Annotated in this window: 10 protein-coding genes and 1 pseudogene; 2 read left to right on the top strand and 9 right to left on the bottom strand. The window is 68.1% G+C overall.

Translation table 11 applies throughout. The features are described 5' to 3' along the window. Positions 1–162 (top strand): annotated as a pseudogene (locus E4L98_RS30655) (GNAT family N-acetyltransferase); the annotation flags it as partial. A gap of 135 nt (positions 163–297) precedes the next feature. On the opposite strand, the gene E4L98_RS11635 reads toward E4L98_RS30655, so the two are convergent. After that, entirely contained in the window at positions 298–3,465 is a 3,168-nt protein-coding gene (locus tag E4L98_RS11635; RefSeq protein WP_135201724.1) for an NAD(P)-binding protein, read from the bottom strand. 48 nt (positions 3,466–3,513) lie between these two features. On the opposite strand from E4L98_RS11635, the gene E4L98_RS11630 reads away from it, so the two are divergent. Beyond that, positions 3,514–4,152, top strand: coding sequence for a phosphohydrolase (locus E4L98_RS11630; RefSeq protein WP_229257360.1), 639 nt, complete (start codon positions 3,514–3,516; stop codon positions 4,150–4,152). Here the strand turns inward: E4L98_RS11630 and E4L98_RS11625 are convergent. The 8 genes from E4L98_RS11625 to E4L98_RS11590 all read right to left on the bottom strand — a co-directional run. Further along, a complete protein-coding gene (locus tag E4L98_RS11625; RefSeq protein WP_135201723.1) occupies positions 4,149–4,487 on the bottom strand; it encodes an energy transducer TonB in 339 nt (112 codons plus the stop codon). The two genes, E4L98_RS11630 and E4L98_RS11625, sit on opposite strands and share 4 nt — an antisense overlap. Positions 4,488–4,573: 86 nt before the next feature. Beyond that, the gene (locus E4L98_RS11620; protein WP_135201722.1) at positions 4,574–5,605 is read right to left on the bottom strand and encodes an ABC transporter substrate-binding protein; all 1,032 of its coding nucleotides are present in this window, start codon (positions 5,603–5,605) and stop codon (positions 4,574–4,576) included. Beyond that, positions 5,602–6,663 (bottom strand): ABC transporter substrate-binding protein, encoded by a 1,062-nt coding sequence (locus E4L98_RS11615; protein ID WP_135201721.1) that lies wholly within the window; start codon positions 6,661–6,663, stop codon positions 5,602–5,604. The genes E4L98_RS11620 and E4L98_RS11615 overlap by 4 nt, the downstream gene beginning before the upstream one ends. After that, entirely contained in the window at positions 6,663–7,709 is a 1,047-nt protein-coding gene (locus tag E4L98_RS11610) for an ABC transporter substrate-binding protein (protein WP_135201720.1), read from the bottom strand. Before E4L98_RS11610 ends, E4L98_RS11615 begins: the two co-directional genes overlap by 1 nt. A gap of 23 nt (positions 7,710–7,732) precedes the next feature. Continuing rightward, a complete protein-coding gene (locus tag E4L98_RS11605; RefSeq protein WP_135201719.1) occupies positions 7,733–8,635 on the bottom strand; it encodes an ABC transporter ATP-binding protein in 903 nt (300 codons plus the stop codon). Then, positions 8,632–10,035, bottom strand: coding sequence for an MFS transporter (locus E4L98_RS11600; RefSeq protein WP_135201718.1), 1,404 nt, complete (start codon positions 10,033–10,035; stop codon positions 8,632–8,634). Before E4L98_RS11600 ends, E4L98_RS11605 begins: the two co-directional genes overlap by 4 nt. After that, a complete protein-coding gene (locus tag E4L98_RS11595) occupies positions 10,032–10,799 on the bottom strand; it encodes an ABC transporter permease (protein WP_135201717.1) in 768 nt (255 codons plus the stop codon). Before E4L98_RS11595 ends, E4L98_RS11600 begins: the two co-directional genes overlap by 4 nt. Next, positions 10,796–11,688: ABC transporter permease (locus E4L98_RS11590; protein WP_205746705.1), on the bottom strand; the 893-nt coding region annotated here is incomplete at its 5' end. The genes E4L98_RS11590 and E4L98_RS11595, both read right to left, overlap by 4 nt.

The following is an 11,688-nucleotide window of genomic DNA, read 5'->3' as shown; positions in this document are numbered from 1 at the left end:
CAGGCCGGCAAGACCGTGCTGGTGCTGGACACCGTCACCGGCGGCGACGCCGAACGGCTGTACCGGCGCGCCGGCTGGCAGGCGGCGGGCTCCGTCCCCAACTACGCGCTCACGCCGGACGGCGCTTACTGCGGCACCACCTTCTACTACAAGCAGCTGTAGCGCGTCGCCAGTCCGCGCTGCGGCGCCGACAGCGGCGGCACCGCGCGCCGGCATCGCCATGCGGGCCTGTCGCGCCCACGCCGGCGCGCCGTCGCGAGGCGGCCGGCGCGGGGCGCCAAGCGCAGCATGCCGCGCTCAAAAATCCGTCTCGCCCTCGATCACGGCCGGATGGCCGCTGATCGCGCGCGACGTCTGCATTCCGGCCATCACCGCCGCCTCGACGCAGCCGGCGTTGATGCCGGTCTTGATCCAGTCGCCGGTCAGGAACAGATTCGCGAACCCCGACTGGTCGGTGCGCAACCGGTAGCGGGTGCTGCCCACCACCGACATCACATAGCGCTCGGACGGATCGACATTGGCGCGCCAGTATTGCGCGTCGAAGCGCTGCACGCCGGTGGCGCCGCTGCCGTCGACCAGCCATTGCCAGGGGAACGCCGCGGCCGGCCCGGCCGCCGACCACAGCGACGCGATCTCGCGCCCCAGCTGATTCAGCGCGCCCTGCTTGGCGACAGCGGCCATCCGCTGCGGGAAACCGTGATCGCTGACCGGCGGATAGGCATCGACCGGCAGCGCGCTGCAGAAATACGATACGTTGCGCGGCGCCAGCGGTGGCGGCCAATCCTCGCTCGCCAGCAGCTGGTCCATCGGCGCCCAGGTATCGAAAGGCTCGGTGAAGCCGCTGAGCACCGGCTGCTGGCCGCCGGGCTGATAGGCCCAGCCCATCTGCGTCAGATCCTTGTCCAGCCACACCTGGTAGGCCTGCGTGGCGACCGTCTTCACCTGCGCCGACGTCGCCAGCAACGCCGGACTTTGCGCCAGCAGCCGCGGCGCCAGCAGCGGCAGCGAGCCGACCGAAATGCCGAACACCACCTGATCGAAATCGACGCCGCGTTGCAGCGTCACCGTCGGCAGATCGCGGCCGAATGCCGCGCGGTAAACCTCCGGCCAGTCGCTCCAGTGCGACTCCAGATTGATCTGCTTTTCCAGCAGCAGCGCGGCCTGGGTCTTGTCGATCTGCTCGTACAGCGGCACGCTCGGCCAGCAATCCAGCCCCTTCACCGCCACCAGCGGATCGTAATCCGGGGTCAGTTCTGCCATTGGTACATGAGCCCGTGTGCGATTGGCAGAACTGACCCCGGATTGGGCGAGGCGCACCTGCGAGGTCAGGCGGATGCTGCCGATGGCGTCGCCGTCGGGGATCAGTTCCTCGACCTTGTGGAAGAATTTGAACTTGACGCCGCGCGCGCGCAGCACCTGGTACAGCGGCGTGAAGATGGTGTCGCCCATCCCGGCCTGCATCTTGAACATGATGCCGCCCTTGTAGGCCAGGCCGATGCGCGCCATGGCCCGCAGCAGGGTGCCCGCTTCCGCGTTCGGCTTGTCGAAATCGCCGCCCTCATAGGCGAAGATCAGGTCGTAGAAGCCGCGCACCGGCGCCGCGTTCACGCATAGCTGCTCGTCACCGCCATGCTTGCGCAGCCAGTCGCGGAAGTCGATGTCGTTGATGACGTCGAAGCCGTGGCGCACCACGCCATCCTCGAACACGCCCTTCATCACGGTGATGCCCAGCTCCAGGCAGATGAACAGGCGGCGGATGTCGTCGGCGACGTCGCTGCCGGCCTGCGCGATCAGGTGCGCGTAGCGCGCCTGCAGCTTGCCGCGCACGCCGGCCATGGCGGCCGCCAGCGCCCGGTGCTGCCCGTCCGTGTGCTCGGCGGCGTCGGGCGGCAGGTTGAACACCATGCCGGACAGGGCGCCGGCCAGCAGCTGCACGTCGTCCAGCAGTTCGTGCACCGACGAGGTCACGCCTTCGGCCAGGTGATACAGCCAGTCGGGAATGATGCCGGTGTGATGCGGATGCGGCGGCAGTTCCATCTCGCGCGTAAGATGATCGAGGCTGCGTATCCACTGCTCGATCCAGCCGACCATCGCCAACGCCATCTGCCACAGCGTGATTTTCTGATCGCCGTCGCCCGGCTCGCCCGGCAGGGTCGGGAACACGATCGACCAGTTGCGCCACTGTTCGCCCACGCGCTCCGACAGCGCGACGTAGTCGTGCTGCTTGAACGCGTCGCGCCAGGTCGCCAGCGGCGCGCCGGGCGGCCGGTCCAGCGCCGCGTACGCCGCCTTGATCATCTTGAAGGCGTTGGAATAAAAGCCGAACCAGATGTGCAGCCCGTGCTCCTCGATGCGCTGGCCCAGCTGCGCGTTGCGCCCGCTGGCGCCCTTGCCGCCCAGGCGCCAGCCCTGCTGGTAGACGGTGATCTCGTACTGGTTCTGCCATCCGGGCCGATCGCTCAGATAGTACGCGGTGGCCATGGCGGCCACGCCGCCGCCCAGGATGGCGATCTTCTGGGGCGCGACGGCGGAATTGTCGACCAGCTCCGCGCCAGGCTGCGCGGTGAAATCGAAATTCAGCCGGTACGGCAGGATGGCCGCCTGCGCGCCCAGTTGCAGACCGAGAGTGTCGTTCAGCGGGAAGCTGTCGAAGGCGTGCAGCACCGCCTCGTATTCGTGGTCCAGCAGTGCGCCGCTGTGGATCTTGTCGATGGTGGCCGGCGCCGCGACGATGGCCTGGTACACCGCCTTCAGCCCCGCGCTGTCGGGGAACTGCTTGAGGAAGATCTGGTCGATGCGCGGATTGCGCAGCAGCGAGACGATCTCTTCCCAGCCCGCCACGTCCAGGTTGAAGAAATCGGGAATCGACAGGAACAACTTGATCGCCTCTTCGATCAGATCGAGCAGGCTGGCCACCGGCTTGCCGCCGCCGCCCGGCCGCACCGCGTTCACCTCCAGCAGCGGATGCATGGCGATCCGGGTCTGCGGCGAGAACGGGTGGAAGCCCTTGGCCGACACGGCGCAGCGCTGCTCGCCGATCTCGTACTCGCACAAATACTTGGGATAGCCGAACAGCTCGCGGCCATTGATCAGGGCCATCGCGTCGTCGACAAAAATATGCGCCGGATAGTAGTAAATGTGGGCCAGCTCACCGTTTTCGTCCATCGCGCCGACCATAATCCAGGTGACGATGTCGATTTCGCTGATCCAGCCCTTGGCATGATCGACCGGCGCCGCCGAATCGGCGTGGGCGACCTGGGTGAAGGTGATCAGCACGTACGGTGACAGCGCCTTGAAGCGCATGCGCGTGCCGGCCACCGTGTTCAGCGTGCCGTCCAGCGTGGCCTGCAGCTGTGCCAGGCCGCCCTTGACGAAAAAGCCGCGCATCTCGGCGTTCTTCAGTTGCAGCGGGGAGTGCATCAGCACCGAGCCGCCCTGGTAAATGTAAGAAGGTCTGGTCGCCATACGATTCAAGTGGAAAGTTGGGTACGCCGGAGTGTATTAAAATGGGCCATGGCCAGTAAACATCAAGAACAACGCGCCTGGGTGCGCATGCCGTCGGGGCGGCGGCTGGACCTGCTCGATCCGACCCCGTTCGACTGGGACGACAGCGACCTGGCGCTGGGTCTGGCGCGCACCTACCGCTGGGGCGGACATTCGGCCTGGCCGCTGCCGCTGTCGGTGGCGCAGCATTCGCTGACCGTGATGCACGTGCGCGCGGCCGCCTGCCACGCCGCCGGTCTGACGCTGGCGCCGCTGGACGCGCTGCGCGAACTGCTGCACGACGCCGAGGAAGGACTGCTGGGATTTGATTGCGTCTCGCCGCTCAAGCCCTTCATGGGCGAGGCGTTCAAGCTGCTGTCGCAGAAGCTGGAGGCGGCCGTGTTCCTGCGCTACGGCCTGCCGCGCTGGACGCCGAAGGAGCACGCGGCGCACAAGCTGGCCGACCGCCTGGCCGCCGCCAGCGAGGCGCTGCACGTCACCGGCTGGTCGGCCACGGAGATCGCGCAGACCCTGAAGATCGGCGTGCCGCCGTTGCAGCACGACCCGCTGCAGCCGGTCTACGGCGGCACCGCCTGGGAACCGTGGCCGCCGGCGCTGGCGGCGCAACGCTTCCTGGCCGAACTGGAACGCCTGAAGGCGCTCAGTTAATCGGCCGCGCGCCATTTATACGGCAGGATGATCCACGATTCCCGGGCTTGGCCATACGTCATGGCGGCGTGGAAGGTGCACTTGAGGTAAGCCTCGCGCGTGGCCGCGTCGAGTTGCGGGTGACCGCTCGATCGCACCACCTTCGCGGCGCGCACCGCGCCGTCCCGGCCGACCAGGATGGCCATCTTCACGGTTCCCTTGCCGCTGCCGGCCGCCCCTTCCGGCCGCACCGGCGCGCAGCGGTCGGTGTCGGCGTAAGCCTGGTGGTTAAAGCTGTCCTCGGCGCGCGCCAGCGGCGCCACGGCCAGGGCGCACATCAGGGCGATCAGTTTCATGCGCGGCACTCCATGAGCAAAAGAATGCACGCAGCATAGCGGAGTTCAGCACCGGCAAATCTATCCAATTCCCACGGCGCGCCGCATCAGGCCAGACCGAGGGAACGCAAGGGCGTCGCATCGATCCACCCGGCCAGATCGAAATCGCGCTGGATGAACTGCCACTGCAGCAGATAACGCTTGAACTGTTCGAGCGCCGTCAGCGCGTCGTCGGCCAGATTGACGCCCAGTTTTTCGTGCAGCCGGTCTCCGTAGGCAAAGCGCACCCAGGACTCGCTCCAGCTGGTCTCGCGGGCGATATGGCTCAGCGCCTGGCCCGGATTGCGGCGCGCCCAGGCATCCACCGAGGCGATGCTGCCTAGGAAGCGGCGCACCAGGTCCGGGTGCTGGCGCAGGGTCAGCGCGTTGACCGTCAGCGGCCGCGGGGTGCAGTTGTTGACCCGCACCCAGCGGTCCGGATGGAAGCCCAGGTTGAGCACCACGCGCGCGTCCAGCAGGTGCGCCACTTCGGCGCCGCGCACGTCCTTGACGTAAATCGCATCGACTTCGCCGCGCACCAGCGCGTGCACCAGCGCCGTGTAGCGGTGCGGCGCGCCGCGCCGTATGTCGCTGTCCGGCTCCGCCACGGCGTTGACGCGCGCCGCCACATCGATCCATTCGGCGTCGGGGTGGCCCAGGCCGGCGGTCTCCAGCGCCACCAGCAGGCCACGCAGGGCTTCGGCGCGGTTGACGTCAACGCCGTCTGCATTGGCCGGCTGCTTCGGCAAGCCCAGTCGGCGCCCCTTCAGATCGCGCGGCGTGACGATGCCGGATTCCGGCAAGGCCAGGATCACCTGGTATTCATCGATCCACGAAATGCCGATCACGCGCGTGTCGCGGCCCTTGGCGCGTGCCCAGATCGGCTGCACCGCACCGCCCAGGCGGAAGGAGTCGGGCAGATTGTGCTCGAAGTGCGAGGCCAGTTCGGCCGGATTGTCCGAGTCCTGCAGCGATTTGATGGTGATGCCGTCGGCGGCAAACTCCTTGTCGTACAGCCCGAGCTGCGCGCTCAGGCCGAGCGGAGTCGGTATCGATCCGCGCGAATACCAGATCGTGGCCGGCTTGCGCTCCTGTGTCATTCGTGCTTCTCCTGTCGCCAGAAATCGCTCAGACCGAGCTCGCGCAGGCCGGCGTCGACAAAGCGCGGCTCCAGCAGTTCTTCGGCCTTGAGTTCCCTGCGCACCAGCTGTTGCTGGCGCGCGAACGCCAGCACCTCGCGGTAGTGGCGGTACACGAGCCCATCGTACAGCGGCGAAAAGCGCTCCTTCCACGCCAGTTGCGGATCGTCGTAAGCGCGGCGCACCACGCGCTCCGGCACGCCGGCGCGGGTGGCGTCGCGCAGGAAGGCGTCGCGGTTGGCGTCCTGCGCCGCCCAGTACTGGGCGCGCAGCCAGGCGGTCACCACCAGTTGCGTCAGCGCCGGATTGGCCTGGGTGAAGTCCTGGCGGCCCCACAGTTCGGCGCGCATCTTGCGTTCCGGCCTGCCCTTGCTGCTCCAGATGATGCGGCCGGCGCCGCGGTCTTCCAGCGCATCGCCGCTCAGCACGAACAGGGCGTCGACCCGGCCGGTGGCCAGCGCCGCGGCGCCCGGCTTGATGTCCATGTTGACCAGCGTGAAGTCGTTGACCGACATGCCGTTGTCGGCGATCAGGTGACGCAGGCCCAGTTCCCACGGCCGGCCGCGGTGCACGCTGATGCGCTTCCCTTTCAGGTCGCGGATCGAGCGCGCCTGCGAACCCGGCGCCACCAGCAGGAACACGTCGGTGCCGCGACCGGCCGGCACCACCACCTGGGTGCGCACGCCGCCGGCGTTGAGGATCACCGACGGCAGGTCGCCATAGGCGGCAAAGTCAATGCGTTTGCTGGCGAACGCTTCGTTCATGGTGGCGCCGGTGTCGCCGGTGACGGTGACCCATTCCAGCCGCGTACCGCGCTTCTGCAGTTCGGCCGCCAGCCAGCCTTCCTGCTGCACGCGGTAAGCCACGCCGGCAAAGGCGCTCTTGCCGTTCTCGGTGAAACCGGTGGTGGCGATGCGCAGCGCGGCCGGCTGCGCCTGCGCGCGCGCCAGACATGGCGTGAGCGCCACCACGATCACGACTGCCAGACTGGCCGCGCCGGCCAGCAAACGCGCATTCATCACGCAGCCTGCTGGCGTTGCGCCAGCGCCGCTTGCAACGGCCGCGCATCGATCCAGCCGCGCACGTCGACCGCCGCTGGCAGGAACTGCCAGCGGTGCAGGAAGTCGGCGAAGTCCTGCAGCCCGGCGATGGAGTGCGCCGACAAGTCGGTGCGTAGCTTCAGGTGCGCGTCCTCGCCGTACGCCTTGGCGACGAAGAACTCGCTGCTGTTGGTCTCGCGCGCCAGGAAACGGCGGGTGTCGTCGGGATGCTGCTGCGCCCAGCCCTCGGCGCGCAGCACCTGTTCGACGATGGTGACGGCCGCGCCGAAATGCTGGTCGAGGAGATTGGCATCCACTGTCAGCGTGCGCGGCGTGCCGTTATTGGCGCGGATCAGCGGATCGGGATGGGCGCCGGTGTCGATGACGGTGCGCAGGCCGAACTGCTGCGCCACCTGCGCCGCATGGGCGCCCTTGAGGAAGATGGCGTCCACTTCGCGCCGCAGCAGGCCAAGCAGTTCAGGATTCTGCGCGTGGCCACCGCTGAACACGTGCGCGCCGCCCAGTTGCTCGGCCGGCCGCGCGCTTTGGCTGACGCCGATCTCGTAATCGAACAGTGTCACATCGTGGACATGCAGGCCGTCCAGCCTGAGCGCGTTCTCCAGGCCGCGCAGCGCCTGTGCGCGGGCGAAATCGATCTGCGCCTTGCGCCACAAGGGCAGCCCGAAACGGCGCCCCTTCAGATCGCGCACGGTCTTGATGTCGCTGTCCGGCAGCACCAGGATGCGCTGGGTCTCGTCGGCCCAGGACAGTCCCAGCACGCGCGTATCGCGGCCGTCGGCCCTGGCCCACAGAGCCGGGATATTGCCGCCGTGGCGCACCGAGTTTTGCAGCGTGTGGTCGAAGTGCGATTCGCGCACCGCTTCGTCGTTGGACTCGCGCAGCGAACGGATGGCGGTGGATTGGGCGCTGAATGCCTGTTCCAGCCAGCCCTGCTGAACGGCGATGCCCAGGCCGGTCGGCACCGGGCAGCGGGTGTACCACAAGGTATCGAGGGGATTGCTCATGAGGTTCTCCTTCAGGTTAAGTTTTACAAGGCCAGGCGGCGCGCCCAATCGTCGGCGCCCCATGGCGGGGTGGATGTGGCGGCGGCGCCCGCGCCGGCGGTCGGCGGCGCGTCGCGCCGGTCGCCGAAATCGGCATGCAGGCCGTCGCGGATGGCGACGAATTCGCTGTGGCCGCGCTGGCGCGGGTGCGCCAGCGGCACCGGCTGGATACGTTTGACGCGGCCGGGCCGCGCTTCCAGTACCACGATGCGGTCGGCCAGATAGACCGCCTCCTCGATGTCGTGGGTGACCATGACCATGGTGATGCCCTCGTCTTGCCACAGGCGGCGCAGTTCCTGCTGCAGGCGCACACGGGTCAGCGCGTCGAGCGCGCCCAGCGGCTCGTCCAGCAGCAGCACGTCGGGACGGCCGACCAGCGCACGCGCGATCGCCGCGCGCTGCGACATGCCGCCCGACAGCTGGTGCGGGTAGGCATCGGCAAAGCCGTCCAGGCCGACGCGCGCGATCTCCGCCGCCACGCGCTGTTTGCGTTCCGCGGCCGGCACGCTGGTGTTGGTGAAGCTCAGTGCCACGTTCTGCTCCACCGTCAGCCACGGGAACAGGCGATGGTCTTGGAACACCAGGCCGCGCTGCAGGCTGGTGCCGGCGATCGGCCGGCCGTCGTGCAGCAAGCGTCCCTGGTAATCAGTATCCAGGCCGGCCAGCAGGCGCAGCAAGGTCGACTTGCCGCAACCCGAGCCGCCGACGATGGCGACGAATTCGCCCGGCGCCACCGTCAGCGAGATATCGTCCAGCACCAGCAGCGGGCCGCCCGCCAGCTGGAATGATTTGCTGACATGCTCGATGTGCAGGCTGCCGCTGCGCGCAGCGCGCTGTGGTGCGGCCGGCAGCAGCTGCGATGCGGTGAAGTTGATCGGGGCGTTCATGCGTTGAGTTCTCCTTTGGGGAATACGCGGCGCAGGTGATAGAAGCACCACGCCGCCAGCCATGGCAAAAGCCAGGCCAGAAATACATGCTGCAGGCCGATGCTGTCGGCCAGCCGGCCGGCAGCCAGCGCACCGCCGGTGCCGCCGACCATGCCGAACAGGGTCAGGTGCGAGGACACCTTGGCCTTGTCGACTGGCGCGCGGCCGATGCGGTCGGTGTTGACCAGCGCGTTCACGCCCAGCCCGAGGCCCAGCAGCACCGAGGCGAACAGATAGGTGGCGGTGTAAGGCAGCGTGCCAAGCAGCAGCAGCGCCAGCATGATCGCCAGGTGCGCGCCGCCGTAGATGCGGTCGCGCCGCGGACTGCCCAACACCGGCTTGCCGAGACCGAGCAGCACCACCACAAAGCTCAGGCCCTGCACCGCCATCAGCCACACCGCATGCTGGTGCGGCCAATGCAGCACGCGCATCGCCAGCAGCAGCGAAAACACGCCGACGCTGGAGGCGGTGAAGCTGGCCAGGATCTCGAACAGATAGGTGGTGCGCACGGCCGGCAGGCGCCATAGCTCGTGCCAGCTCGATGCCACGCCGCCCGAGGCAGCCGCACTGCCCGCACCGTCCACGCCAACGGTCGCAGTGGCGGCGTGCGCGCCGGAGCGCGCGCCAGTGTGACCGCCGCTTCCCGCCGCCGAACCCGCACCCGGTCGACGTCCCGAAGTCTCCGGCATTACGTGCCAGCCGAGGAAGGCCAGCAGCGCGAACATGGCGGCCGATACCAGGAAGCCGGCTTTGAGCCCCATGTTGGCGATGGCGTAGTTGCCGGTCAGCGGACCGGCGAACTGCATGCCCAGGGTCAGCGTGCCTTTATACCAGCCGGCTTTGGACTGGCCGATCTCCGGCAGCCGCACCAGGAACACGGTGCTCATGGCGACGATGCGCAGCGAGATGCACAGGCCGACCAAAAACATCAGCGACGCCACCCACTGCCAGCCGGGCAGCCAGGGCAGCGCGCAGAACGCCGCCGACAAGGTCAGGCTGACCGCCGCATACAGGTATTTCGGATTGCCGCGCGCGAGGATGTAGCCGGCCGGGATGGTGCCGAGCGCCATGGCAAACGTCTCGGCGCTGCTGATCATCGCCAGTTGCAGGTTGCTGACGCCCAGGTGGATGCCCAGCAGCGTGCTGAGTACCTTGTTCATACCGATCGTCATTCCCGATAGCAGCGTCAGGCCGACAAAGCCGGTCAGGAAGCGGCATATCTCGCGGTCGGCCATCCTGGCCGGCGCAGCATTGGCCGCCAGGTTAGCCGCCGTGCTGGCCGTGGGGGCGGTCGATGCAATGGCGGTGGCACCTGCCGGCGTTGCGCCGGCTGCGGCGGCATCGATCAACGGCGCGCTCACAGCGTGCTCCGGCCGTGCACCAGCAGGCGCGTGGCGCGCTGGAATACGAAGTTCATGGCCTGCGCCAGCATTGCGATCGCCAGCACGGCGAGCAGCACCACTTCCATGCGGCCGCCCTGCTCCGCGTTGATCAGCAGCGAACCGATGCCCGGCCCGGCGGCGAACAGCAATTCGCCGCCGACGCAGGCCAGCCAGCCGAAAGCCTGCGCATGCGTGACGCCGGTGACGATCGCCGGCAGCGCGGCCGGCAGCAGCAGGCGACGGAAGGTTTGGCCCCGCGTCAGGGTCAGCATGCGGCCAACTTCCCGATAGGACTGGTCGACGCGGCGCATGCCTTCGGCGGTATTCAGCACGGTGGGATAGAACGCGGCGATGGCCACCACCAGCAGCTTGGCGGCGTCGCCGCTGCCGACCCAGAGGCCCAGCAATGGCACCAGGCCAAGCAACGGCACCTGGCGGATGCTGTGGAACAGTGGGCCGATCAGCCGGTCGGCGACGCGCGACTGCGCCATCAAGGTGCCGGTGGCGATGCCCAGCGTGCCGCCGATTAGCAGTCCCTGCAGGGTGCGCAGCAGGCTGGCGCGCAGATGCAGCCATAGTTCGCCGCTGCGCAATAGCGCGATCAGGCCCCGCGCCAGCTGCTCCAGTGGCACGAACACGTAAGCCGCGCCGGCGCCCTGGCGCGATGTCCATTCCCAGATGCCCAGCAAGACCAGCGGCAGCAACAGGCCCCTGGCGGTATTCAATGCGATTTGCGTTTTCATTCGGTCTCCCTGCCATTGCGCTGCCAGCGCATCAGGTGCGCTTCCAGCCAGCGCAAGCCGCGATCCAGTGCAAAGCCAATGGCGCCGGTCAGCACCACGCCGACCATCACTACGTCCAGGCGGAACATCTGGCGCGCCATTTCCATCATTTGTCCCAGGCCGTTGTCGGCGGCCAGCAGTTCGGCGCCGACCAGCACCATCCAGGAACGGCTCAAGGCGATGCGCACGCCGGTCAGTGTGGCCTGCACAATGGCCGGCAGCACCACCCGCCGCACCTGCTGCCAACGGGTGAAGCCATAAATGCGCGCCACCTCGATGTAACGCGTCGACAGGCTGGCCACGGCGTCGTGCACGGTCAGGGCGACGATGAAGAAGGTCGCCTTGACCACGATGAAGATCTTGAAGCTTTCGCCGATGCCGAACAGCAGGATGAACAGCGGGATCAGCGCCACCGAGGGCAGCTGGCGCAGTATGTGGAAGGTCGGCGCGGTGTAGGCGCGCAGCCGCGGCGAAAGTCCCAGCAGCAGGCCGAAGCCGATGCCGGCGCCGGCGCCGATGACGAAGCCGCCGGCCAGGCGCAGCAGGCTGGTTTGCAGATGCTCGCGCAGTTCGCCGCTTTCGGCAAGTTCCCAGGCCGTACGCAGCACCTGCAGCGGCGACACCAGGATTTGCTCCGGCGCCCAGTCCAGCCAGGTGGCGATGGACCACAACGCCACCAGCAGCAGCGGCGAGGCCCAGGCCGACCAGCGCCACGCCAGCCAGCGCGCCAGCAGGCCAGTCGCTGGCCGCTGGCGCTGACCGGCGTCCGCCGCCGCGGATGCCAATGAGGCGGCGGTGGCGACGGCAGTCGTACCCGCCGCGGTGGCGCCAGTCGCGCAAGCACAGGTCC

The organism is Duganella callida (assembly GCF_004614165.1).
Classification (GTDB): Bacteria; Pseudomonadota; Gammaproteobacteria; order Burkholderiales; family Burkholderiaceae_D; genus Rugamonas; species Rugamonas callida.
The sequence above is the reverse complement of the archived record's forward strand: the minus strand, read 5'-3'. Positions and strand labels throughout refer to the sequence as shown.

Excerpts from the sequence above, each read along its gene's own strand:
- E4L98_RS11635 (WP_135201724.1), bottom strand. The coding sequence starts at position 3,465 with ATGGCGACCAGACCTTCTTACATTTACCAGGGCGGCTCGGTGCTGATG.
- E4L98_RS11630 (WP_229257360.1), top strand. The coding sequence starts at position 3,514 with ATGGCCAGTAAACATCAAGAACAACGCGCCTGGGTGCGCATGCCGTCG.
- E4L98_RS11625 (WP_135201723.1), bottom strand. The coding sequence starts at position 4,487 with ATGAAACTGATCGCCCTGATGTGCGCCCTGGCCGTGGCGCCGCTGGCG.
- E4L98_RS11620 (WP_135201722.1), bottom strand. The coding sequence starts at position 5,605 with ATGACACAGGAGCGCAAGCCGGCCACGATCTGGTATTCGCGCGGATCG.
- E4L98_RS11615 (WP_135201721.1), bottom strand. The coding sequence starts at position 6,663 with ATGAATGCGCGTTTGCTGGCCGGCGCGGCCAGTCTGGCAGTCGTGATC.
- E4L98_RS11610 (WP_135201720.1), bottom strand. The coding sequence starts at position 7,709 with ATGAGCAATCCCCTCGATACCTTGTGGTACACCCGCTGCCCGGTGCCG.
- E4L98_RS11605 (WP_135201719.1), bottom strand. The coding sequence starts at position 8,635 with ATGAACGCCCCGATCAACTTCACCGCATCGCAGCTGCTGCCGGCCGCA.
- E4L98_RS11595 (WP_135201717.1), bottom strand. The coding sequence starts at position 10,799 with ATGAAAACGCAAATCGCATTGAATACCGCCAGGGGCCTGTTGCTGCCG.